Source organism: Streptomyces sp. NPDC023838 (assembly GCF_040639555.1).
GTDB lineage: Bacteria > Actinomycetota > Actinomycetes > Streptomycetales > Streptomycetaceae > Streptomyces.
Genome location: NZ_JBFAAD010000024.1, coordinates 27,605 through 49,363 on the forward strand (window position 1 = coordinate 27,605; position 21,759 = coordinate 49,363).

Here is a 21,759-nt window from a genome sequence, read left to right on the forward strand (position 1 = left end):
TGACGCTCAAAGTAAAGGTACTTAACTTGAGCACGCCCGGCACCCGGGCGCATCCCCCGGGCACCACCCCGGGCGCACCCCGGGCGCACCCCGGGCGCACCCCGGGTGCACCCCGGGTGCAGCACCGCACTGGCGAAGAGCCGTTGCCCGCACCGCCGTTGCCCGCGTCCCCCGAGCCCCAGGGAGGTCCCTCGTGTCCGGAACCCCGCCGCCGACCGGCGGCTTCGTCCGCCGTATCGGACTCTTCCAGGCCACCGCCATCAACATGAGCCAGATGTGCGGCATCGGCCCGTTCGTCACCATCCCGCTGATGGTCGCCGCCTTCGGCGGGCCGCAGGCCGTCATCGGCTTCGTCGCCGGTGCGGTGCTCGCCCTCGCCGACGGGCTGATCTGGGCCGAACTCGGCGCCTGTCTGCCCGGCTCCGGCGGAAGTTACGTCTATCTGCGCCAGGCCTTCCAGTACCGCAGCGGCCGTCTGATGCCGTTCCTGTTCGTGTGGACGGCGATGCTCTTCATCCCGTTGATCATGTCCACCGGCGTGGTCGGCTTCGTCCAGTACCTCGGCTACCTCGCACCGGACATGGGCAGGACCACCGGCGACCTGGTCGGGCTCGGCATGATCGCGCTGGTCGTGCTGCTGCTGTGGCGTGGCATCGAGCACATCGCACGCATCACCGCCGTCATGTGGGCCGTGATGATCGTCTCGGTGACCCTGGTCATCGTCGCCGCGGCCACCCACTTCAGCGGCGACCGCGCCTTCACCTACCCGTCGGGCGCCTTCGAGCTCACCAGCGACCACTTCTGGCTCGGCTTCGCCGCCGGTCTCACCATCGGCATCTACGACTACCTCGGCTACAACACCACCGCCTACATGGGAGCCGAGATCAAGAACCCCGGCCGCACCCTGCCGCGCTCCATCGTCTTCTCGATCCTCGGCATCATGGCGATCTACCTGCTGCTCCAGATCGGCACCCTCGGCGTCATCGACTGGCAGCGGATGACCGACCCCGGCGACATCGCCTCCACCTCCGTGGCGTCCGCCGTCCTGGAGGAGACCTGGGGCAAGGGCGCCGCCGACGTCGTCACCGTCCTCATCCTCATCACCGCCTTCGCCTCCGTCTTCACCGGACTGCTCGGCGGCTCCCGAGTGCCCTACGACGCGGCCCGCGACCGCGTCTTCTTCCGCCCGTACGCCAGGCTCCACCCCGAGCACCGCTTCCCGACCCTGGGCCTGGCCACCATGGGCGCCATCACGGCGATCGGCTTCCTCATCGGCCGCCACACCGACCTGGCCACCCTGATCCAGCTGCTCACCACGGTGATGGTGCTGGTGCAGGCGCTCGCCCAGATCGCCGCCGTGACGGTCCTGCGAAAGCGCCAGCCGGGGCTGCGCCGCCCCTACCGCATGTGGCTCCATCCGCTGCCCAGCCTCGTCGCGCTGGCGGGCTGGCTGGTGATCTACGGATACGCCGACAAGAACGCGCCCGGACGCCATCCCATCGAGTGGTCGCTGGCCTGGCTCGCGCTCGGCTGCGTCGCGTTCGCGGCGTGGGCCCGCTTCGAGAAGGTGTGGCCGTTCGGGCCGCGGGAGGTGCGGGAGGAGTATCTGGAGCATCCGGTGGTGGACGAGGCGGCGGTCTGACGCTGCGATGCTCCGACGATCCGACGCTCCGACGCGAGAGGGCCCCCGCCCGGGAGCGGGTGGGGGCCAACTGGCCTACCCGGAGGGTTACTTGCCGCCCTCCTCGCTGATCGGAATGGACTTCGAGACCGGTGCGGAGACGGCCGGGGCCTGCCCGTTCAACCCCTGCCCGTTCAGCCCCTGTCCGTTGGCCGGGGACGCGCCGTTCTGGTTCATCGACGACAGGAGCTGGCGTGCCAGGCCGAGCCCCGTGCCGCCCATCGTCAGCGCCTTGGCGAACATCTCCGACATGCCCTCGGCACCGTTGAGGAGCACCATGTGCTCCACGTTGCCGAACGCGGCCGCGCCCGCCTCGACGATCTGCGGCCAGTTCTCGGCCAGTTGCTGGGCGACCACCGCCTCCTGGTTCTCCGCCAGGGCCGCCGCGCGCGCCTTGATCGCCTCGGCCTCGGCCAGACCCTTGGCCCGCGCCGACTCGGCGTCCGCGAGACCGCGAGCCTGCGTCGCCGCCGCCTCGGCCTCACCGGTCGCCCGGGTCGCCTTCGCCGCCGCGAGCCCGCGCGCCTCGGTGGCCTGGGCCTCGGCGGCCGCGGCCGCCTTCACCCGGGTCGCCTCGGCGGCCGACGCCAGCTCGGTCTCCTTCGCCTTGGCCTGGGCCGCCGAGATGCGCGCGTCGCGCTCGGCCTCGGCCATCGTCCGCTTCTGGTACGCCTGCGCGTCCGCGGGCTTGCGCACGTCCGCCTGGAGCTGCTGCTCACGGCGGTGGGCCTCCAGCTCGGCCACCCGGGTCTCCTGGACCACCACCTCCTGGCGGGCGGCCGCCTCGGCGAGCGGACCGGCCTGCTTGGACTTGGCGGCCGCCTTGTCCCGCTCGGCCTGGTAGCCCGCCTGCAGGATCTCGCTGTCCCGGGTCGCCTCCGACATCCGGGCGAACGCCTGCTGCTCGGCCTCCGTGGCCAGCAGGTTGGCCTCGGCCTGCGCGATCCGCGCGTCCCGCTGCACGGCCGCCGCGTGCGGCATCGCCAGGTTCTTGATGTACCCGGTCGGGTCCTCGATCTCGTGGATCTGCAACGAGTCGACGATCAGACCGAGCTTCTCCATCTCCGTACCGCATGCGGCCCGGGTCTGCCCGGTCAGCTTCTCCCGGTCGCGGATCATGTCCTCGACCGTCAACCCGCCCACGATGGACCGCAGATGACCGGCGAAGACGTTGTGGACACGCTCCGACATCATCTTCTGCTGGTCCAGGAAACGCCGGCCGGCGTTGGCGATCGACACGAAGTCGTCGCCGACCTTGAAGATGACCACACCCCGCACCCGCAGCGGAATGCCCTGGTGGGTCACACAGTCCACCGACAGCTCGGTCTCGTTGAGGTCCAGGGAAAGCTTCCGCACTGCCTGCACTCCTGGCAGGACGAGTGTTCCGCGACCGGTGACGATCCGGAATCCCATGCCTTCGCCGAGACCCTCGGTCTTGTGCTTGGACCCGGAGATGATGAGTGCTTCGTTCGGCTCGGCCACCCGCCACATGAGCTTGAACAGACCGATCAGAACGATGATGGCGGCGAGAACCAGCCCCGCCGCGACGCCGACGACCATCGGCATGCGCCCCCTTCAAAAGCGGTGCCACTCGGCACCGACGAAGGGAGTGTGCTCCTGGGCGGGCCGCCGGAGAAGACGCTGACGGTTCCTTGTCGCAATCTTGATACCGGCAGGTGGCAGCGGCGCGACCAAGGATTCCCGGCCGGGCTCAACCGCCGTACGCCGCCGCCACGTAGACGGTCCTCGGCGGCAGGTACTCGACCACTGTCACCACCGTCCCGGTCTCCAGCCGTTCCCCGGCCGTGGCCGGATACGCGAGGAAGTGCTCGGCCCCGCCCCGGATCCGGACCATCACCTCGCCGACGAGCCCCGGCCCCACGGCGCCGGTCACCCGCCCGAGCAACCCCACCATGCCGTCGTCCCCCGAGCCGTACCCCATGTCCACGCCCTTCCCTCTGCCCCGGAGCGTATATCCGGTTCCACCGGTACCGACTTCGGCCAACCGCCGGACCGGGGCACCCGTGCTTCTGCAAGGATGCCGAACGCCATGAGCGATACAGCGAAGCAGCCGCAGCGGCCCGCCGAACGGCCCGTCCCGACCAGCGCCGACGTGGCCCGGCTGGCCGGTGTCTCGCGCGCGACGGTGAGCTACGTACTGAACAACACCTCGGCCGTACGCATCAGCGAGCCCACCCGGGCACGGGTGCGGGAGGCCGCCGAGGAGCTGGGCTATGTGCCGCACGCCGCGGCCCGCAGCCTGCGCGCCGGACGCACCCGGATCGTGCTGCTGCCCAGCGGGCACATCCCGGTCGGCCCGCTCTACAGCCGCTTCCTCAACGAGCTTCAAGGGGCGCTGCGGCGGCTCGACTACACGGTCGTCCAGTACGGCAGCTTCGGCCTGGGCGCCGACGACGCCGCCCGCGCCTGGGCCGAGCTGCGCCCGGTCGCCGTCATCTCCCTGGGCGAGACCGAACTGACCGCCCAGGGCGTCGAGCTGCTGAAGCGGTCGGGGGCGCGGGCGGTCGTCACGCTCGGCCCGCAGCGCGTCGAGGGCGCGCACTCGCTGCCGATGGACCAGCGCGAGATAGGCCGGTGCGCGGTTGGCCACCTGGTGGAGCGCGGCCACCGTCGGATCGGCGTCGTGGTGCCCGCCGAACCGGGACTGGAGCTCTTCTCCAGACCCCGACTGGCGGGCGCGCGCAAGGCCGTCGGGGGCACGGACGCGGTGGTCGAGCCGCTGGACCTGGCGTACGAGGAGGAGTCCGCGGCGCGGCTGGCCCGGCGCTGGCGGGGCCTCGGTCTGTCCGCGGTGTTCGCGTACAACGACGAATACGCGATGCTCCTGATGCGCGCGCTCCAGGACGAGGGCCTTCAGGTCCCGGGGCAGGCGGCTGTGGTGGGCGCCGACAACCTCCTCCTGGGCACCCTCCTGCGCCCTCGCCTCACCACGGTCAACATAGACATGATCGCGGGCCGCCACCTGGCACAACTGATCGACGCGGCAGTACGCGACCCGTCGGCGGTGGGGGCGCGGAGGGACTTGATGGGGGCGAGCTTGGTGCGGCGGGAGTCGAGTTAGCCCCACTCACCCAAGTTGGCCTCACTCACCCTTCCGTCCCGCTGCGTTGTGGGCATGCGTTCCGCCAGGGGCGGAACGGGTGGGCACAGCGGCCGGCGCGCAGGCAAACGGGGGTCCGGGGCGGAGCCCCGCAACGGGGTCTGGGGGCGGAGCCCCCAGCAATCCGCCTCAACCCCCACTCGGCCGCCCGCCCAGGGCTTTCGGGAAGGGGCGGGGTGGGAAAAATCCCCCCGCCGGCGGAGTGGCACTCCCAACCCCCCGCCCCCACCCCCCTACCGTCCCCCCATGCACCCCTCCCGCTTGACCATCCTCATCGTCCCCTCCCACGTGGAAACCCGCGGCACCGCCTCCGTAGCCGACAGCGCCGTCCGCTCCGCCCTCGTAGAGGCGACGGGCGAGACCGGCGAGACGGGCTACCCCCGCTACGCCGGCCACGGCATCGTCGCCGACATCGACCCCGGAACACGTACCGTCGAGGGCATCCTCGTCGACGGCACCGAGCTCGACTACGGCCTCACCGCACTCATCGCCCCCGAGGAGTGATCCAGCACCCCCAGCGCCGCCAGATCCGCCGAGATCAGCCCCGCCGTCGCCCGCAGCGGAGGAAGCAGCGAAGCCAGCATCTGGGACGGCGTCCCGCGCCGCGCGTGCCGCGCCACGTTCACCGCCGCCACCACCCGCCCGTCCGCCCCCCGCACCGGCACGGCGAGCGACCGCAACCCCTCCTCCAACTCCTCGGCCACCAGCGCGTACCCGTCGGCCGCGCACCGCTCCACGATTCGGGCCAGCTCGGCCGGGGAGGTCACCGTGTTGGGGGTGAGGGCGGGCAGCCCGTCCGGCAGCGGCGGCCGTTCCCCCGGCGCGAGACCGGCGAGCAGCACGCGCCCCATGGCCGTCGCGTATGCCGGGAACCGCGTTCCCACCGTGATGTCGATGCTCATGATCCGTACGGTCGGGACGCGCGCCACATAGCGGATGTCGCCCCCGTCGAGCACCGCCATCGACGCCGACTCGCCGGTCCGGGCCACCAGGCGCGCCAGATGCGGCTGGGCGACCTCGGCGGGCCCGCGCGCCGAGAGCCGGGCACAGCCCAGTTCGAGGACGCGGGGGAGCAGCCGGAAGTGGCGCCCGCCGGGCCCGCCGCACTCCACGTACCCCAGGTGTATGAGCGTGAGCAGCGAGCGCCGTACGGTCGCCCGGGCCAGGCCGGTCGCCCCGGAGACGGCCGTGAGCGTCAGCCCCTCGCCCCGGTCCGCGCCCAGCGCGCACAGCACCGCGAGGCCACGGGCGAGGGACTGCAGAAACCCGGGCCCGAGCTCCCGCTTGAGCCCGGCGGACGCGTCGACGAGGGCGCCCGCCACGGGAGCCGGCTCCACATCGCCCGCGCCCGGCCCCGCCGGCTCCGCACCCGCACCCCGCCCCGCCAGCGCCGCCTCCATCGCGCCCCGCGCCTCCCGAAGCCGGGGCAGCGCCGCCTCGCGCAGGGACTGGGGGGTGTGCCTGCTCGTATGGCTCGCCACGCTCACCGCGCACACCGTCGAGCCCGTCGCGTCCCGTACGGGCACCGCCACCGCGATCAGCCCCGGCTCGATCAGCTCCTCGTCGGCCGCCCACTCCGGCGCGTCGTCGGCGAAGAGCGCGCCCGGCGCGCAGCGGTCGGCGGGCAGGAGGTCCCCGACGCGGAAGGCGAGCGACATCGTGCGGCGGCGGGCGGCGGTCTGCAGGACGACGCGGACGCCCGCCCCGTCGGGCACGGCCACCGAGACGGACTCGTCGAGCTCGTCCGCGAGCCGCGCCACGAGCGGCCCGAGCGCCGCCGGCACACCGCTGCCGCGCAGATAGGCGCCGGACAGCGCCATCAGGCCCGGCGCGAGCGTCACTTCCCGGCCGTCGGCGCGGACCAGGCCGAGCCCGCCCAGGGTCGCCACCACCCGGTCGACCGTGGCCCGGGCGAGCCCGGTGGACCGTACGAGCGCACCGCGGTCCAGGTCGCGGGCGGAGAGCGCGCGCAGCACCGCGAGGCCGCGTTCCAGCGGGCCGACCGACATGTCTGTGGACACGGGTCCTCCAAGGGCCGTTGACAGCGCGCCGGGGCGGGCCGAGACTCGGCCTTGATTGTGAACCAAAGTTCACTGGGCGAACAGAGCGCGGCGAACCGACATCGGACCGATGCGTCGCGCACCACGCGGGCACGGCCGACCGAGCAGCGGGAGAGAACCGATGAGCATCCGGGACGTGTACATCGTCGACGCCGTGCGCACCCCGATCGGCAAGTTCGGGGGCGCCCTCGCTTCGGTGCGGCCCGACGACCTGGCCGCGCACGTGGTGAAGTCGCTCGTCGGCCGCTCCCCGCAGCTCGACCCGGCTCGCATCGACGACGTCTACTTCGGCGACGCCAACGGCGCCGGCGAGGACAACCGCGATGTGGCCCGGATGGCCGTGCTGCTCGCGGGGCTGCCGGTGTCGGTCCCCGGCGTCACCGTCAACCGGCTGTGCGGTTCGGGCCTGGAAGCCGTCATCCAGGCGGCCCGCGCCATCGCGGTCGGCGACGCGCACATCGCGGTGGCGGGAGGCGTGGAGTCGATGTCCCGCGCCCCCTTTGTGATGCAGAAGCCCGAGCGCGCCTTCCCCGCCGGTCACCAGCAGCTCTGGTCGACCACGCTCGGCTGGCGGATGACCAACCCGAAGATGCCCGCCGAGTGGACGGTCGCGCTCGGCGAGGGAGCCGAACTGATCGCGGACCGGCACGCGTTGACCCGCGAGCAGCAGGACGCGTTCGCCCTCGACAGCCACCGCAAGGCCGCCGAGGCCTGGGCGAAGGGGCTGTACGACGACGAGGTCGTCCCGTACGAGGGCGTCGACCTCGCCCGTGACGAGTGCGTCCGCGAGTCCTCCTCCATGGAGGCGCTCGCCCGCCTCAAGCCCGCCTTCCGCGAGGGCGGTTCGGTGACCGCGGGCAACTCCTCGCCGCTCAACGACGGCGCCGCGGCTCTGCTGCTCGTCGACGAGGAGGGGCTGCGCGCCACCGGCCGCGAGCCGCTCGCCCGCATCCGCACCTCCGCCGTCACCGGCATCGAGCCACAGCTCTTCGGCCTCGGCCCGGTCGAGGCGGTGCGCACCGCGCTCGCCAAGGCGGGCAAGGGGCTCGGAGACCTGAGCGTCTTCGAGCTCAACGAGGCGTTCGCGGCACAGTCGTTGGGGTGCCTGGCCGAGTGGCCGGACCTCGACCCGGCCGTGGTCAACCCGCGCGGCGGCGCCATCGCCATCGGCCACCCGCTCGGCGCCTCGGGCGCCCGGCTCGCCGGGGCGGTGGCCCACCAACTGGCCGCCGCGGGCTCGGGCGTGGGACTCGCCGCGCTCTGCATCGGCGTCGGCCAGGGACTCGCGCTGGTGCTGGAGCGCTGAACGCTCCGCTGAAAGTGCCGTGATGCGGCCGCGGGTTGTCCGTGGCCGCTCGCGTGGTTCCGCGCGCCCCTTGAGGGCGGCCCGCTCCGCGGACCCATATCACGTGTGACGGACGGGACATGTGGCCGTACGGCCCGACTAGGATGCCGCACGGAACTTCCCCGCGATCATGGCTTCCCCTCGGTCATCGCTCTCGACCACGCGTGAGACTGGAGATCCTTCATGACCCTGCTCGACCCCAAGACCTGGCAGGCGCGGACGCTGTCGGGGGGTGAGTACGAGGTCACCGAGCCGGCCACCGGAGAAGGCCTGGGCGCGCTCACCCTGGCCACCGCCGACGACATCGCCGAAGCCGTCGCGGCGGGCCGCGCCGCGCAGCCCGGCTGGGCCCGCTCCCCGCACTTCGCCCGCGCCGCCGTACTGCGTCGTGCGGGCGACCTGTTCACGGAGTACGCCGACGAGCTGCGTGAATGGCTCGTACGGGAGTCCGGCTCGATACCCGGCAAGGCCGGCTTCGAGCTGCACGTGGCCGCCCAGGAGTGCTACGAGGCGGCGGCGCTCGCCTCCCGGCCGCTGGGCGAGGTGCTGCCCAGCGAGGAGCCGAGACTCAGCTTCACGCGCCGGGTGCCGGCCGGCGTGACCGGGGTCATCGCCCCGTTCAACGCCCCCCTCATCCTCGCCATCCGCTCCGTCGCGCCCGCCCTCGCGCTCGGCAACGCCGTGATCCTCAAGCCCGACCCGCGCACCGCCGTCTGCGGCGGGCTCGCGCTGGCCGCGGTCTTCGCGGAGGCCGGGCTGCCCGAGGGGCTGCTCCACGTACTGCCGGGCGGCGCCGAGGCGGGCCAGGCGCTGGTCGCGGACCCCGGCGTCCCGGTGATCTCCTTCACCGGTTCGACCGCCGCCGGGCGCAGGGTCGGGCAGGCCGCCGGGCGTCTGCTCAAGCGCGTCCACCTGGAGCTCGGCGGCAACTCCGCGCTGGTCGTCCTGGAGGACGCCGACATCGAGGGCGCGGTGGCCCAGGCATCCTGGGGCTCCTTCTTCCACCAGGGCCAGATCTGCATGACCACCGGCCGCCACCTCGTCCACGCCTCGCTGTACGAGGAGTACGTGGAGCGGCTCGCCGCCCGGGCCGACGCGCTGGCCGTGGGCGACCCGTACCGCGAGCAGGTCCACCTCGGGCCGGTCATCGACCGGTCCCAACTCGCCAAGATCCACGGCCTGGTGGAGGCGAGCACCGCCCGCGGCGCCCGGCTCGCCGCGGGTGGTACCCACCGCGAGCTGTTCTACCGGCCGACCGTCCTCGCGGACGTCGACGACCACACTCCGGCGTACGCGGAGGAGGTCTTCGGACCGGTGGCGCCCGTACGCCCGTTCCGCACCCTCGACGAGGCCGCGGCCCTGGCCGCCGACGGCCCGTACGGACTCTCCCTTGGCATCGTCACCCGCGACACCGCGCTCGGCCTGGAGCTCGCGGACCGCATCCCGACCGGCATCGCCCACATCAACGACCAGACGGTCAACGACGAGGCGGTGGCACCCTTCGGGGGCGTGGCGGCGTCCGGGACGGGGGCGCGGTTCGGCGGCGCGGCGAATCTGGAGGCGTTCACGGAACTGCGCTGGACGACGGTACGGCGGGAACCGGCGGCGCACGGTTTTTAGGGCGACCTCGTGGTCCGGGGCGGGCCGCATCCCCTTCTTTTAGGGGCGCGGGGCTGTGACATTGTGCGGCTCCGCCGCGCGGGCGCGACCAGCCACACACAACCCGCAGCCGCACGAAGGCATGCGCACCCCACCGCCTAGTCTGAGCCCGTGAAAGCAGTGATCACCGGCTTCCTGCCCATCTGGGCACTCACCGCCTGCGGCTGGGCCGCCGGGCGCCACCAGGTGCTCGGCGCCCAGGCGCAGGCCCAACACGTGCTCGGCCGGTTCGCGTTCACCTTCGCGATGCCGTCGCTGCTGTTCCTCACGATGTCGCGCTCGCACCCGGGCGACCTGGCCCGGCCGGGCGTGGCCGTGTTCGCCGCGAGCCTGGTCACGGTGTTCGCGGCCGGGCTGCTCGTCAGCCGCTGGATGTACCGGCGCAAACGGGGTGAGCAGGCGATAGGCGCGATGGCCGCGTCCTATGTGAACTCCGCGAACCTGGGCATCCCGGTCGCCGTGCACGTCCTGCACGACACCTCGTTCATCGTCGCCGCCGCGCTCTTCCAGATGCTCTTCATCACGCCGCTGATCCTGGTCCTGATCGAGCTGGACGTACGGCGGGCCGGGCGCGAGCGGTGGGCGCGGATCCTTCAACTTCCCTTCCGCAACCCGGTGATCGGGGCGTCCGCCCTGGGGCTCGTGGTCGCCGGACTCGGGCTGCGGCTGCCCTCCGAGGTGGTCTCGCCGCTCCAGATCCTCGGCGGCGCCGCCGTCCCGTCGGCGCTCTTCGCGCTCGGCATGTCGCTGAACGCGCGCGCCCGCCCCGACGCCGACGGCCGGACCGAGCGGCTGATCCTGGTGGGGCTCAAGGTCGTGGCGCAGCCCCTGCTCGCGTACGCGCTGGGGCGCTGGCTCTTCGGGCTCGACGGGCACGCGCTGTTCGCGGTGGTGCTGTGCGCCGGGCTGCCGACCGCGCAGAACGCGTTCATCTTCGCGTCCGAGTACTCCCTGGACACCGAGCTGCCCAGGGACACCGTGCTGCTCTCGACGCTCCTGTCGATGGTGTCCCTGTCGCTCATCGCGTGGCAGTTGGGCTGAGGCGGGCGGGCCGGGGCGCCTTACTGCGCCTTGTTGGCCTCTTCGACCGACTTGCGGACCTCGTCCATGTCGAGCTTGCGCGCCTGCCCGATGACGTCCTCCAGCGCGGCCTCCGGCAGCGCGCCGGGCTGCGAGAAGATCGCCACGTTGTCGCGGACGATCATCAGCGTGGGGATCGAGCGGATCTCGAACGCCGCCGCCAGCTCCTGCTGGGCCTCGGTGTCCACCTTGGCGAAGACCAGGTCCTCGTGGCGCTCGGAGGCCGCCTCGTAGACCGGGCCGAACTGCCGGCAGGGACCGCACCAGGAGGCCCAGAAGTCGATCAGGACGAAGTCGTTGTCCGAAACGACCTGGTCGAAGTTCTCCTTGGTCAGCTCCACAGTCGCCATCACGCACTCCCTCTTCCTGGCCTCACCGTGAAGCCGCTTCGCACAACGGCGGCCGCCGTCGTGGTATTCCATGTGTTTTCCGCTGACGCACGGCTGCCCTGGTGGCTGCGAGGTACTCCTCGCACCCAGACTGTGCGTATGACGGAAGCCTTGGAATACGACGTGGTGGTGCTGGGAGCGGGACCGGTGGGCGAGAACGTCGCCGACCGGGTGCGGGCGGCGGGCCTGAGCGCCGCAGTGGTGGAGAGCGAACTGGTGGGGGGCGAGTGTTCGTACTGGGCGTGCATGCCCAGCAAGGCGCTGCTGCGCTCGGTGATCGCCCGCTCGGACGCGCGCAAGGTGTCCGGCCTGCGCGGGAGCGTGGAGGGCCCGCTGGACGTGCCGGCCGTGCTCGCGCACCGCGACGAGTACGTCTCGCACTGGCAGGACGACGGCCAGGTGCGCTGGCTGGACGGCATCGGCGCCCACCTCTACCGGGGCCACGGGCGTCTCTACGGCACCCGCAAGGTCAGCGTCACCAGCCCTGAGGGCGAGCACCACGTGCTGACCGCCCGGCACGCGGTCGCCGTCTGCACCGGCACCCGCGCCGTCGTGCCCGACCTGCCCGGCGTCGCCGACGCCAGGCCCTGGACCAGCCGCGAGGCCACCAGCGCGCGGGAGGTGCCCGGCCGCCTCGTGGTTGTCGGCGGGGGAGTGGTCGGCGTCGAGATGGCGACGGCCTGGCAGGCGTTCGGCGCCCAGGTGACGGTCCTGGTGCGCGGTGACGGGCTGCTGCCGAAGATGGAGCCGTTCGCGGGCGAGCTGGTCGCCGAGGCCCTGAAGGAGGCGGGCGCCTCCGTCCGTACGCGGGTGTCGGTCTCCGAGGTCGTACGGGACGGCAGCACCGGCACCGTCACGGTCGTCCTGGACGACGGCGGGCGCGTCGAGGCGGACGAGATCCTCTTCGCCACCGGCCGGGCCCCGCGCACCGACGACATCGGCCTGGACACCATCGGCATGGAGCCCGGCTCCTGGCTGCCGGTCGACGACTCCTGCCAGGTGGCGGGGAGCGACTGGCTGTACGCGGTGGGCGACGTCAACCGCCGGGCGCTCCTCACCCACCAGGGCAAGTACCAGGCGCGGATCGCGGGCGCCGCGATCGCCGCGCGTGCGGCGAAGGTCCCGCTCCTGGAGACCGACCCGTGGGGCGCCCACGCGGCCACCGCCGACCGCGCGGCCGTCCCCCAGGTCGTCTTCACCGACCCCGAGGCCGCCTCGGCGGGGCTGACCCTGGCCGAGGCGGAGGCGGCCGGGCACCGCGTCCGAGCCGTCGACTACGACATGAGCGGTGTGGCGGGCGCGGGCCTGTACGCCGACGGCTACCGGGGCCGCGCCCGGATGGTCGTCGATCTGGACGGCGAGATCCTGCTCGGAGTCACCTTCGTCGGCCCCGGCGTGGGCGAGCTCATCCACTCCGCCACGGTCGCGATCGCCGCCGAGGTCCCGATCGGCCGGCTGTGGCACGCGGTGCCGGCGTACCCGACGATCAGCGAGGTGTGGCTGCGCCTCCTGGAGACGTACCGCGACGACCGGTAGGCGCCTGTGTGGAGGTCGCCGTCAGCGTTCCTCGAAGACGAGGTTCTCCGGCGGCTCGGTCATCCGGACCGTCTGCTCGGCGACCTCCACAACGGTCGACAGGGTGGTGAACTGCCCCTTCGACACGATCAGTACGCGGTCGGGGCGCTGGTCGAGGAACGCCTTGAACCCGGCGAGCGAGGGGTCCCCGGCGCCGAGGACCAGATAGTCCGCCAGGCGCCGGAACAGCTTCGGCAGCACGACCGCGTTCTCGGTGAGCGAGGCCAGACCGTCGATCTTCGCGCCGCTCGCGGTCAGGTCCACCGGCCACAGTCCGTTGGCGGCCGTGCGCGCCTCCTGCACGGCGGCCGTCATCGCCGCGCGCAGCTCGACGAACAGCTTGGTGTAGTACGTCGGATAGGCGAGCCCGTCCGCCAACTGGGCGAAGTTGGCGGTCCGCTGGAGCAGCGCCGTGTCGACGAAGTGCTGCGCTCCGCTCGGGCCGGGCGCCGGGCCCCGTCCGGCCAGCGCCACACAGCGCCCGTGCAGGTCCGCGCCCCGGGTGAGGACGAACCCCTGGGCCTGGGCGGGCTCGGAGGCGGTGACCGTGCCGTGGGCGTCGCGCTCGACGCCGGTGAAGCCGAGCCAGGCGGTGAGCGCGTCCGCCGCCCGGTCCGAGAACGGCGGCGGCTGGTGCGACTCGCGGCCGTGCGCGGGGATGTAGTGCGTCTCCAGGCTGTCGATGCCGTCGAGCCGCAGCTGGGCGCCGCCGGTGCGATTGCGCTGGACGCGGTGCGGCCCGGGCACGAGGTCCCACTGGGCCGGGTCGGCCGGGTAGAAGCGGACGGAGTCGCCGTCCGGGCGTGCACCGGTCACCCGGTAGGTTCCTTCGATCACGAGCATTCCCACGACGGCCTCCTCCATGTGCGCACCGGGCACATCCAGCATCCGCCGCGCTCGCGCCGACGGCGCCCGGCCGGCGCGAGACTTACGGTCCGCCGGGCCCCGGCGCGCACAGCGCCGTACGCCGTTGCGCGTACCTTCCGTCCACTCCGCCCCCTGGGTTCGCCCGCACGACCCCCCGTAAGTAATACTCGACCTATGACTTCACGCATTACAAGCACGGGTGGCGAAGGCGTGCGGATCCGGCGCGCGGTCGCGCGCGACGCCAAGCGCCTCACCCGGCTCGTACGGTCCTCGCGCGCGTACGAGGGCCCGTACGCCGCGATGGTCGCGGACTACCGGGTGGGCCCCGACTACATCGAGACGCACGAGGTGTACGTGGCGGTCGGCGCCGACGAGCGGCTGCTCGGCTTCTACGCCCTGCTGCTCGCCCCGCCCGAGCTCGACCTGATGTTCGTCGCCGACGACGCCCAGGGGCTCGGCATCGGGCGGCTGCTCATCGCGCACATGACCGACCGGGCCAGGACCGCCGGCCTCGACCGCGTCCGGATCGTCTCGCACCCGCCCGCCGAGGGCTTCTACCGCAGCGTGGGCGCGCTGCGGACCGGCACCGCCCGGGCGAACCCGCCCGCGGTCATGTGGGACCGGCCCGAGCTGGAGATCCCGATCTCCTGAACGTTTATGACCGTTCCCCAACCGGGCGTGCGCTGTGCGCGAGGGGAGCCCGCTCCCGTACCCGGGCCGCCCTCGCGCGCCTCGTGGACCGCCTCAGGTGAGCGGCACCCCGACCTGGCCCCACGCCTTGGTGACGGCCTGGAGCTCGTCACCGTCGCCGTACAGGCTGCGGGCGGTGGCTACGGTCAGCCGGCCGAAGTCGGCGAACTGGGCGTCGCTCGCCAGCTCTCCGCCGGTCAGCGTGGCGTACCAGATCTTCCCGGCCCGCTCCCAGGCGTTGCCGCCCAGCGCGGTGGCCGCCAGGTAGAACGCGTGGTTGGGGATGCCCGAGTTGATGTGCACACCCCCGTTGTCCCGGCTGGTCCGCACGAAGTCGTCCATCGCGGCGGGCTGCGGGTCCTTGCCGAGCTGCGGGTCGTCGTACGCCGTGCCCGGCGCCTTCATCGACCGCAGCGCCTCGCCGTGGATGCGCGGGCCGAGCAGCCCGGCGCCGATCAGCCAGTCGGCCTGGTCGGCGGACTGCCCGAGCGCGTACTGCTTGATGAGCGAGCCGAAGACGTCCGAGAGGGACTCGTTGAGCGCGCCCGACTGCCCGAAGTACTCCAGGTTGGCGGTGTACTGCGTGACGCCGTGGGTGAGTTCGTGGCCGATGACGTCGACCGGGATGGTGAAGTCGAGGAAGAGCTCGCCGTCCCCGTCGCCGAACACCATCTGCTCGCCGTTCCAGAAGGCGTTGTCGTACTTCTCGCCGTAGTGGACGGTCGCGTCCAGCGGCAGACCGGAGTCGTCGATGGAGTGCCGGCCGTACGCCTTGAGATACAGCTCGAAAGTGGCACCGAGCCCGGCGTGCGCCCGGTTGACGGTCGCGTCCTGCGACGGCGTGTCGCTCTCGGAGTGCACCTTCGACCCGGGCAGCGTCTCCTGTGTCCCGGCGTCGTAGATCGTGCGGTTGGGCTTGTCGGACGGCGCGCCCGTGGGGGGCGCCATGCCACGCACAGTGGTGATCCGGCGCCGGGTGCGCTGGAGCGCGTCGTGCTCCAGGGTGCGGCGCGCGGGCTCGAATGTGGCGGGGTCCTCGGCCTGCGCGAGCTTGTCGAGGACATGGGGCGGGATGATGGTGCAGAACACGGTGTTGGTCTCCATGCCGAGCAATGTGGCACAGCGTGACCGCTTCGGTGATACCTGTAGTCGAGTTGGCCGAAAATCGGTGGCGGAGTCGGAACGGCCGCTTCTACGGAACGTGACGACGGCCCGCCAACCGCCCGCTCACAGCCAGCCGTTGCGGCGGAACCCCCGATGGATGGCGAAACAGGCGACGGTCATGACGGCGAGGGCGAGGAAGTACCCGTACCTCCAGTGCAGCTCCGGCATGTTGTCGAAGTTCATGCCGTAGATCCCGCACACCATCGTCGGCACCGCCACGATCGCCGCCCATGCCGTGATCTTGCGCATGTCCTCGTTCTGGGCCACCGTCACCTGCGCCAGATGGGCCTGGAGGATCGAGTCGAGCAGCGCGTCGAAGGAGCCGATCTGCTCGTTGACCCGGGACAGATGGTCGGAGACGTCACGGAAGTACGGCTGGGTGTCCGGGCCGATGAGCGGCATCGGCCCGGTGGCGAGGGCCTGGAGTGGCCGGTGCAGCGGGGTCACCGCCCGCTTGAACTCCAGGAGTTCGCGCTTGAGCTGGTAGATGCGGCCCGCGTCGCCGCGCCCGGCGGTGTCGCTGAACACGGCGGTCTCGACGGCGTCCACGTCGTCCTGCATGGCGTCGATGACCACGAGGTAGTCGTCGACGACGTGGTCCGCTATGCCGTGCAGCACCGCCGCCGGGCCCTTGGCGAGCTGGTCGGGCGTCTCCTCCAGGGCCTCGCGCAGCGGGCCCAGCGAGCCGTGCTTGCCGTGCCGCACGGTGACCACGAAGTCGGGCCCGGTGAAGATCATCAGCTCACCGGTCTCGACGACCTCGCTGGTCGCGGTCAGTTCCTCGTGCTCGACGTAGCCGACGGTCTTGAAGGTCGCGAACAGCACGTCGTCGTACGGCTGGACCTGTGGGCGCTGATGGGCGCGGACCGCGTCCTCGACGGCCAGCGGATGCAGGTCGAAGAGCTCGGCGATCCCGGCGAACTCCTCGGCGCTCGGCTCGTGCAGCCCGACCCACACGAACCCCTCCCCGGCCTTGCGCACCCGCCGTACGGCCTCCTCCACCGGGCAGTCGCCGGGCTGGCGCACCCCGTCCCGGTAGACCACGCAGTTCACCACGGCGCTGCCGAGCGGCGAGCGGGCCGGATGGCTGAGGTCCACCGTGCGGCGGTAGGCACGGCGGACCGCCCTGCGGAGGTTGCGGATCATGGGCACGGCTGAGCACTCCTTCGGCGGATCGGCCGCCAGTGTGCCATGCGCCGCTCAACGGGCCGCGGGCACGCCGAGTCCGCAGGTCACCGCTCTGCCGTGACCTCCCCGGCGACGTCCCCGCCGAAGGCGGCGGCCAGGCGCAGATAGCGGGCCGCGTCCCCGGGCCGTCCCTGGCGCTCCATGGTGCGGCCGAGCATGAGCGTGGCGTACTGCTCGACGGGGTCGCGCTCCAGCACGGCCCGCAGCTCGGCCTCGGCCTTCTTGAGCTGGGCGGAGTGGTAGTAGGCGCGGGCGAGCAGGAGCCTGGGGGCGACCTGCTCGGGCACCTCGTCGACGATGTCGGTGAGGATGCGTACGGCCGTGACGTACTCCTTGGCCTCGAAGAACAGCCCGGCGCGGTCCCAGCGCTCGGAGATGGTCCCGGACTCGTAGTAGCTGTCGACCACGGAAGTTCCTCTCAGCTCTCGTGTTCATGCGGGTACGGCTGGCGTAACAGGGGGCGATGGTTGAAAATTCCACAACCATGCCGCATGTGTGCGCGTGGGAGGCTGCCACCGGGTGCCCCGACAGGAATAGGTTGACCGACATGAGCAATCTCGATCGTCAAGCCACACTCTCCGTGTGCGGCGGCCGCGGCTTCGTCGTCGCCGAGCCGGTGCGCGAGCTGCTGTCGCCGCGCACCGTCAAGCTCGGCGAGTCCACCGAAGTCCGCCGGCTGTTGCCGAACCTCGGCCGCCGCATGGTCGGCGCCTGGGCCTTCGTCGACCACTACGGTCCGGACGACATCGCCGACGAGCCTGGCATGCAGGTGCCGCCGCATCCGCACATGGGGCTGCAGACGGTGAGCTGGCTGCACGAGGGCGAGGTGCTGCACCGCGACAGCCTGGGCAGTCTGCAGACCGTACGCCCGCGCGAGCTCGGCCTGATGACCTCCGGGCGGGCGATCAGCCACTCCGAGGAGAGCCCCCGCCCGCACGCCCGCCTCCTGCACGGCGCCCAGCTCTGGGTCGCCCTGCCCGACGCCCACCGCCACACCGAGCCGCACTTCCAGCACCACGCGGACCTGCCCACGGTCACGGCCCCGGGCCTGAAGGCCACGGTGATCCTGGGCGAGCTCGACGGCGCGGCGTCGCCGGGCACGATCTACACGCCCCTGGTGGGCGCCGACCTGACCCTGACGGCGGGCGCCGACCTCGCCCTGCCCCTGGACCCGGACTTCGAGTACGCGGTCCTGTCGATGTCCGGCGAGGCCCACGTTGACGGCGTCCCGGTCCTCCCCGGCTCCATGCTCTACCTCGGCTGCGGCCGCACCGAACTCCCCCTGCGCGCCGCCTCGGACGCGAGCCTGATGCTCCTGGGCGGCGAGCCGTTCGAGGAGGAGATCGTGATGTGGTGGAACTTCATCGGGCGGTCGCAGGAGGACATCGCGCAGGCGCGTGCGGACTGGATGGAGGGGGCGCGGTTCGGCGAGGTGAAGGGGTATGACGGGGAGCGGCTTTCGGCCCCCGCGCTGCCGTCGGTGCCGCTGAAGCCGCGGGGGCGGGTGCGCTGATCCGCCCGCATGCCGTACGGGTGACGCCCGCCGGCACCGCCGCCCCCGCAGGGGAGCGGTGCCGGCGAGCAGGTGTTACTTCGCGCGGTCCGGGTGGATGTGGCGCTGGACGAACTCGTAGGAAAGCGTGCCGAATTGCGGGCCCAGTTCCGTCGAGGCCTTGACCGCCGACGGGAAGTGGACGCCCGCCCAGACCCTGGTCTCGCCGCAGGTCCTGGCGAAGTCCGTCCAGGTGTCGTACGTCAGGGTGAGGTCCTTCGCCGGAGTGAGCCCCGGTTCGATGATCGACGATCCCGCCTTGCGCGGAATCGCGATGTGCACCTTGTCGCTTCCGAGGAAGAGCCGCGCCGCCTGGGCGTACGCGTAGCAGGCCGCGGTCGAGGCGGACGGGTACTCGGGGTGGTTGGTGACGGGCAGATAGCTGCGCCACTGGTTGCCCGTGATGTCATGGACCGTGCCCTTGCCGGGGCCGCCCCACGCGGTGACCGGGGTGTCGCCGTACAGGTACCGGATCGCGCTGAAGGGCCGTACCGAGTCGTAGGTCGCCTTCTGCTGCCACACCGCGATGCTGGTGTCGAAGAGGGCGATCTCGATGGTCGCGATGAACTGCACGAAGCCCTCGACGTCCAGGTGCGCGTCCTGGATCACGGCGTTGCCCGGGGCCTCCGCCAGGGCCATGAACTTGTCGCCGAAGAACTCCGCGGCCATCTTCCGGTAGTCGTTCAACCCGGCCGAAGCCGCCAGGATCTCATCGGCCTGGCGCTTGTACGCGCTCCGGTTGTGCACGTTGCTGTTGACCGGCGGGGGCACGTGGAACCGCGTCGGGTCCTTGTAGGTGAACGGGGTGGTGAGGCGCATCTGCGGCGTCACGAACTTCTGGATCTCGAAGGTGCCGTCGTCGTGGGGAACGATGGCCGGCTGCCAGCGCGAGGGGTCACGGAGTTCGTACGCGGTGTTGACCGGCTCGTACCCGGTGTAGTCCGCGTACGGCGCCTGCCGGCGTCCGCCCTCGTCGCCGTAGCGGTTCATGCCGTCGTGCCACCGGGCCTCCAGGACGCGGCGGGCCGCCAGATTGCCGATGCCGGCCGCGGTCCGGGTGTTCTCCTGGTGGTCGTCCGGATCGAGTCCGACCGAGGTCATCATCTCCCGCCAGGCCGCCGCGGCCTGCGGGATACGGGCGCTGAAGACGCGGTACGAGGTGTAGAGGATGGCGGTGTTCTTGTTGCGGTTGGTGCGTTCCGCGGCGGGTCGGCGGCCGAGGTTCGAGTAGATGCCGACCGCTGTGCGGTGGTAGGGCGCGATGGAGTCGAACCAGGACGTTTCGAGGAGCATGCCGTAGTCCACGATCAGGGTGATGTCCGAACCGTCCTTCGATATGACGGACCGCTCCTGCTCCTGGAGTGCCGGGTAGACCACTTCGAGCGCGGCATTGCCGTGATCGAAGTCGAACGACCGCGTGTGGGGGTGGACCGCGGGCTGGGCGGGCGCGGGATCGGCCGACGCGAGGTTGACGAACGAGCCGAGCAACAGGGTCACGCCGCAAGCGGCCGCCCACCGCCGAAAACGCGAACTCCGCAGCCGCCTCTGGTCCTTCATGGGTCAGTCTCCCTTCGGTCGTCGATGGGGATTGGCCAACGGAGGCACGGTAGGACCCGGCCGCCGTACGGAGTACGGCGCTATCCGGTCGTGTTCGAACCGGCCGCGCGGGGCGCCGCACACCCGTCGGCCCGGCCGAGGCGCGGCTTCCCGCGGTGACAGGCGGCGCATCCCCACCCATGTCGGAAAGTGTTCGGTGCGTGTCGTTCCAGACGCTCGTGCTGATCGCCCGCTGCCGTCAGGATGTTCCTGGTTGATCGTTCAGTTGATGGTTCAAGGGGCGAGCCCAGTGGGCGCGCCAAACAGGGGGAGAAGCAATGGAAACGGGTCACGTGGTCACGGTGTTCGGCGCGTACGGGCACACCGGCCGCTTCGTCGTCGCGGAGCTGCTGGCCCGGGGGTTCGTCCCGGTCCTGGCCGGGCGCGACGCGGGCAAGCTGCGGGCGCTCGCCGCGTCACACCCGGGCGTGGACGTCCGGCCGGCCACGGTCGACGACCCCGCCTCGCTGGACGCGGCGCTGGCCGGTGCCGATGCCGTGATCAACTGCGCCGGGCCGTTCGCCACGACCGCCGCGCCGGTGATCGAGGCGGCGCTGCGCGCCGGGATCCCGTACGTGGACGTGGCTGCGGAGATCGAGGCCAACGTCGACACGTTCGCCCACTTCGCGGACCGCGCCCGCGACGCGGGCACCGTCGTGCTCCCCGCGATGGCGTTCTTCGGCGGGCTCGGCGACCTGATGGTCACCGCGGCGATGGGCGACTGGACGGCCGCCGACGAGGCGCATGTGGCGTACGGGCTGAGCAGCTGGCACCCCACCGCCGGTACGCGCGACGCCGGCGCGGTCTCCGGGGAGCGCAGGCAGGGACGCCGTGTCCGCTACAGCCAGGGGCGGTTGGAGTACCACCAGGACGATGCCCTGCCCACCCTGAAGTGGTCCTTCCCCGACCCGCTGGGGGCCCGGGAAGTGATCGGGGAGTTCACCATGGCGGACGTCGTGACCGTCCCCAGCCACCTGGCCATCCCCGAAGTGCGTACGTACATGACGGTCGAGGCGGCCGGTGACCTCGCCGCTCCCGAGACCCCGGCGCCGACCGCGGCCGACGAGAGCGGGCGGTCCGACCAGATCTTCCTCGTCGACGTCGTCGTCCGCTCCGGCGGCGCCGAACGGCGTGCCGTGGTCACCGGCCAGGACATCTACGCCGTCAGCGCGCCGCTCGCGGTGGAAGCGGTGCACCGTGTACTGACCGGACGGACCAGGACGGCGGGCGTGGCCTCCGCCGGAGCGCTCTTCGACGCCCCGGACTTCCTCCGCGCCCTGTCCGCCCACCTCACGCTCGAACTGTCCCAGTAGGCCCCGCGGGGCGCCGACCGCACGCGCCTTCTCAACGGTCCGTGTGCGCTCGTCTGGTACGGGGCGCCCCCGCCCCCCAAATCCGGTCCCGTACAAGAGGTTTATCGCCAAGCGCCGTTATCCGAACCACCCCGCCGACCGGTCCGGGTTATCCAGGAACCCAGGGTGTCCGAGGGTCGGACGGCCTGCCTGAGGGGAGGCGGGGCGGTGGTTCTGACGATCAACGTGGCGGTCCTGCTGGCTGTCATCATCCTCGTGCGGCTCCGCCGACGCGTGCAGGCGCGGAGCCGGTCCGATCAGGCGCTGACCGCGGTCGTCGTGCTCGTGTTCGGCGTGCTGATCGCCCCGACCAGCTTCGGGCAGGGGGTCCTGAACGCCGTGGAGCAGCTCGCACAGAGCATTTCGGAGTCCGGAAGCCCGTGATGGCGGGCCGCGCATCCGCCCGACCACCGTTGAGCGGGCACATACGGCGGCGTTGT

Annotated in this window: 20 protein-coding genes; 11 read left to right on the forward strand and 9 right to left on the reverse strand. The window is 72.0% G+C overall.

From position 1 onward, the window contains the following. The first annotated feature begins 193 nt into the window (after window positions 1-193). On the forward strand, window positions 194-1,642 hold the full coding sequence (locus tag AB0G17_RS25730) for an APC family permease (RefSeq protein ID WP_361387315.1): 1,449 nt from the start codon (window positions 194-196) through the stop codon (window positions 1,640-1,642). Window positions 1,643-1,729: 87 nt separating this feature from the next. Here AB0G17_RS25730 and AB0G17_RS25735 read toward each other — a convergent pair whose 3' ends face one another. Both AB0G17_RS25735 and AB0G17_RS25740 read right to left on the reverse strand, forming a co-directional pair. After that, entirely contained in the window at window positions 1,730-3,247 is a 1,518-nt protein-coding gene (locus tag AB0G17_RS25735) for an SPFH domain-containing protein (RefSeq protein WP_361387318.1), read from the reverse strand. A gap of 145 nt (window positions 3,248-3,392) precedes the next feature. Next, window positions 3,393-3,623 (reverse strand): hypothetical protein, encoded by a 231-nt coding sequence (locus AB0G17_RS25740; RefSeq protein ID WP_361387582.1) that lies wholly within the window; start codon window positions 3,621-3,623, stop codon window positions 3,393-3,395. 108 nt (window positions 3,624-3,731) lie between these two features. Here AB0G17_RS25740 and AB0G17_RS25745 point away from each other — a divergent pair, with 108 nt between their 5' ends. Further along, entirely contained in the window at window positions 3,732-4,763 is a 1,032-nt protein-coding gene (locus AB0G17_RS25745; RefSeq protein WP_361387321.1) for a LacI family DNA-binding transcriptional regulator, read from the forward strand. Between the two features lie 285 nt (window positions 4,764-5,048). Then, window positions 5,049-5,306: a hypothetical protein gene (locus AB0G17_RS25750; protein ID WP_361387324.1), complete on the forward strand. Its 258-nt coding sequence runs from the start codon at window positions 5,049-5,051 to the stop codon at window positions 5,304-5,306. Here AB0G17_RS25750 and AB0G17_RS25755 read toward each other — a convergent pair. Next, window positions 5,270-6,811 (reverse strand): IclR family transcriptional regulator C-terminal domain-containing protein, encoded by a 1,542-nt coding sequence (locus AB0G17_RS25755; RefSeq protein ID WP_361387585.1) that lies wholly within the window; start codon window positions 6,809-6,811, stop codon window positions 5,270-5,272. The two genes, AB0G17_RS25750 and AB0G17_RS25755, sit on opposite strands and share 37 nt — an antisense overlap. Before the next feature lie 172 nt (window positions 6,812-6,983). On the opposite strand from AB0G17_RS25755, the gene AB0G17_RS25760 reads away from it, so the two are divergent. The 3 genes from AB0G17_RS25760 (at window position 6,984) to AB0G17_RS25770 (ending at window position 10,907) form a co-directional block, all read left to right on the forward strand. Next, complete coding sequence (locus AB0G17_RS25760) at window positions 6,984-8,168, forward strand: thiolase family protein (RefSeq protein WP_361387327.1); 1,185 nt, start codon at window positions 6,984-6,986, stop codon at window positions 8,166-8,168. Between the two features lie 222 nt (window positions 8,169-8,390). Continuing rightward, window positions 8,391-9,827: a benzaldehyde dehydrogenase gene (locus AB0G17_RS25765; RefSeq protein WP_361387330.1), complete on the forward strand. Its 1,437-nt coding sequence runs from the start codon at window positions 8,391-8,393 to the stop codon at window positions 9,825-9,827. 150 nt (window positions 9,828-9,977) lie between these two features. Continuing rightward, a complete protein-coding gene (locus tag AB0G17_RS25770) occupies window positions 9,978-10,907 on the forward strand; it encodes an AEC family transporter (RefSeq protein WP_361387333.1) in 930 nt (309 codons plus the stop codon). A gap of 20 nt (window positions 10,908-10,927) precedes the next feature. On the opposite strand, the gene trxA is transcribed toward AB0G17_RS25770, so the two are convergent. Then, the gene (trxA, locus tag AB0G17_RS25775; protein WP_361387336.1) at window positions 10,928-11,296 is read right to left on the reverse strand and encodes a thioredoxin; all 369 of its coding nucleotides are present in this window, start codon (window positions 11,294-11,296) and stop codon (window positions 10,928-10,930) included. A gap of 138 nt (window positions 11,297-11,434) precedes the next feature. Here trxA and AB0G17_RS25780 point away from each other — a divergent pair, with 138 nt between their 5' ends. Then, a complete protein-coding gene (locus tag AB0G17_RS25780; protein WP_361387339.1) occupies window positions 11,435-12,871 on the forward strand; it encodes an NAD(P)/FAD-dependent oxidoreductase in 1,437 nt (478 codons plus the stop codon). Between the two features lie 21 nt (window positions 12,872-12,892). On the opposite strand, the gene AB0G17_RS25785 is transcribed toward AB0G17_RS25780, so the two are convergent. Continuing rightward, entirely contained in the window at window positions 12,893-13,753 is an 861-nt protein-coding gene (locus tag AB0G17_RS25785; RefSeq protein ID WP_361387587.1) for a nuclease, read from the reverse strand. A 198-nt stretch (window positions 13,754-13,951) separates the two neighbouring features. Here AB0G17_RS25785 and AB0G17_RS25790 point away from each other — a divergent pair, with 198 nt between their 5' ends. Then, complete coding sequence (locus AB0G17_RS25790) at window positions 13,952-14,428, forward strand: GNAT family N-acetyltransferase (RefSeq protein WP_361387342.1); 477 nt, start codon at window positions 13,952-13,954, stop codon at window positions 14,426-14,428. A gap of 93 nt (window positions 14,429-14,521) precedes the next feature. On the opposite strand, the gene AB0G17_RS25795 is transcribed toward AB0G17_RS25790, so the two are convergent. The 3 genes from AB0G17_RS25795 to AB0G17_RS25805 form a co-directional block, all read right to left on the reverse strand. Beyond that, window positions 14,522-15,571: a M4 family metallopeptidase gene (locus AB0G17_RS25795; RefSeq protein ID WP_361387345.1), complete on the reverse strand. Its 1,050-nt coding sequence runs from the start codon at window positions 15,569-15,571 to the stop codon at window positions 14,522-14,524. Between the two features lie 123 nt (window positions 15,572-15,694). Further along, entirely contained in the window at window positions 15,695-16,777 is a 1,083-nt protein-coding gene (locus tag AB0G17_RS25800) for a magnesium and cobalt transport protein CorA (protein ID WP_361387590.1), read from the reverse strand. Between the two features lie 86 nt (window positions 16,778-16,863). Further along, window positions 16,864-17,226 carry a tetratricopeptide repeat protein gene (locus tag AB0G17_RS25805; RefSeq protein WP_361387348.1) on the reverse strand — a complete coding sequence of 121 codons (363 nt, stop codon included), beginning with the start codon at window positions 17,224-17,226 and terminating at the stop codon, window positions 16,864-16,866. 140 nt (window positions 17,227-17,366) lie between these two features. On the opposite strand from AB0G17_RS25805, the gene AB0G17_RS25810 reads away from it, so the two are divergent. Continuing rightward, window positions 17,367-18,332, forward strand: a complete 966-nt coding sequence (locus AB0G17_RS25810; protein WP_361387351.1) for a pirin family protein — start codon at window positions 17,367-17,369, stop codon at window positions 18,330-18,332. A 75-nt stretch (window positions 18,333-18,407) separates the two neighbouring features. Here the strand turns inward: AB0G17_RS25810 and AB0G17_RS25815 are convergent, their stop codons facing one another. Continuing rightward, window positions 18,408-19,928 carry a DUF6851 domain-containing protein gene (locus tag AB0G17_RS25815; RefSeq protein ID WP_361387354.1) on the reverse strand — a complete coding sequence of 507 codons (1,521 nt, stop codon included), beginning with the start codon at window positions 19,926-19,928 and terminating at the stop codon, window positions 18,408-18,410. A gap of 317 nt (window positions 19,929-20,245) precedes the next feature. On the opposite strand from AB0G17_RS25815, the gene AB0G17_RS25820 reads away from it, so the two are divergent. Both AB0G17_RS25820 and AB0G17_RS25825 read left to right on the forward strand, forming a co-directional pair. Next, entirely contained in the window at window positions 20,246-21,280 is a 1,035-nt protein-coding gene (locus AB0G17_RS25820) for a saccharopine dehydrogenase NADP-binding domain-containing protein (RefSeq protein ID WP_361387357.1), read from the forward strand. A 207-nt stretch (window positions 21,281-21,487) separates the two neighbouring features. After that, complete coding sequence (locus AB0G17_RS25825) at window positions 21,488-21,703, forward strand: hypothetical protein (protein ID WP_361387360.1); 216 nt, start codon at window positions 21,488-21,490, stop codon at window positions 21,701-21,703. The last annotated feature ends 56 nt before the right edge of the window (window positions 21,704-21,759 follow it).

Bases quoted from the DNA above. Each gene is read 5' to 3' on its own strand.
- AB0G17_RS25735 (WP_361387318.1), bottom strand. From the start codon at position 3,247: ATGCCGATGGTCGTCGGCGTCGCGGCGGGGCTGGTTCTCGCCGCCATC.
- AB0G17_RS25740 (WP_361387582.1), bottom strand. From the start codon at position 3,623: ATGGGGTACGGCTCGGGGGACGACGGCATGGTGGGGTTGCTCGGGCGG.
- AB0G17_RS25745 (WP_361387321.1), top strand. From the start codon at position 3,732: ATGAGCGATACAGCGAAGCAGCCGCAGCGGCCCGCCGAACGGCCCGTC.
- AB0G17_RS25750 (WP_361387324.1), top strand. From the start codon at position 5,049: ATGCACCCCTCCCGCTTGACCATCCTCATCGTCCCCTCCCACGTGGAA.
- AB0G17_RS25755 (WP_361387585.1), bottom strand. From the start codon at position 6,811: ATGTCGGTCGGCCCGCTGGAACGCGGCCTCGCGGTGCTGCGCGCGCTC.
- AB0G17_RS25760 (WP_361387327.1), top strand. From the start codon at position 6,984: ATGAGCATCCGGGACGTGTACATCGTCGACGCCGTGCGCACCCCGATC.
- AB0G17_RS25765 (WP_361387330.1), top strand. From the start codon at position 8,391: ATGACCCTGCTCGACCCCAAGACCTGGCAGGCGCGGACGCTGTCGGGG.
- trxA (WP_361387336.1), bottom strand. From the start codon at position 11,296: ATGGCGACTGTGGAGCTGACCAAGGAGAACTTCGACCAGGTCGTTTCG.
- AB0G17_RS25780 (WP_361387339.1), top strand. From the start codon at position 11,435: ATGACGGAAGCCTTGGAATACGACGTGGTGGTGCTGGGAGCGGGACCG.
- AB0G17_RS25785 (WP_361387587.1), bottom strand. From the start codon at position 13,753: ATGCTCGTGATCGAAGGAACCTACCGGGTGACCGGTGCACGCCCGGAC.
- AB0G17_RS25790 (WP_361387342.1), top strand. From the start codon at position 13,952: ATGACTTCACGCATTACAAGCACGGGTGGCGAAGGCGTGCGGATCCGG.
- AB0G17_RS25795 (WP_361387345.1), bottom strand. From the start codon at position 15,571: ATGGAGACCAACACCGTGTTCTGCACCATCATCCCGCCCCATGTCCTC.
- AB0G17_RS25800 (WP_361387590.1), bottom strand. From the start codon at position 16,777: ATGATCCGCAACCTCCGCAGGGCGGTCCGCCGTGCCTACCGCCGCACG.
- AB0G17_RS25810 (WP_361387351.1), top strand. From the start codon at position 17,367: ATGAGCAATCTCGATCGTCAAGCCACACTCTCCGTGTGCGGCGGCCGC.
- AB0G17_RS25815 (WP_361387354.1), bottom strand. From the start codon at position 19,928: ATGAAGGACCAGAGGCGGCTGCGGAGTTCGCGTTTTCGGCGGTGGGCG.
- AB0G17_RS25820 (WP_361387357.1), top strand. From the start codon at position 20,246: ATGGAAACGGGTCACGTGGTCACGGTGTTCGGCGCGTACGGGCACACC.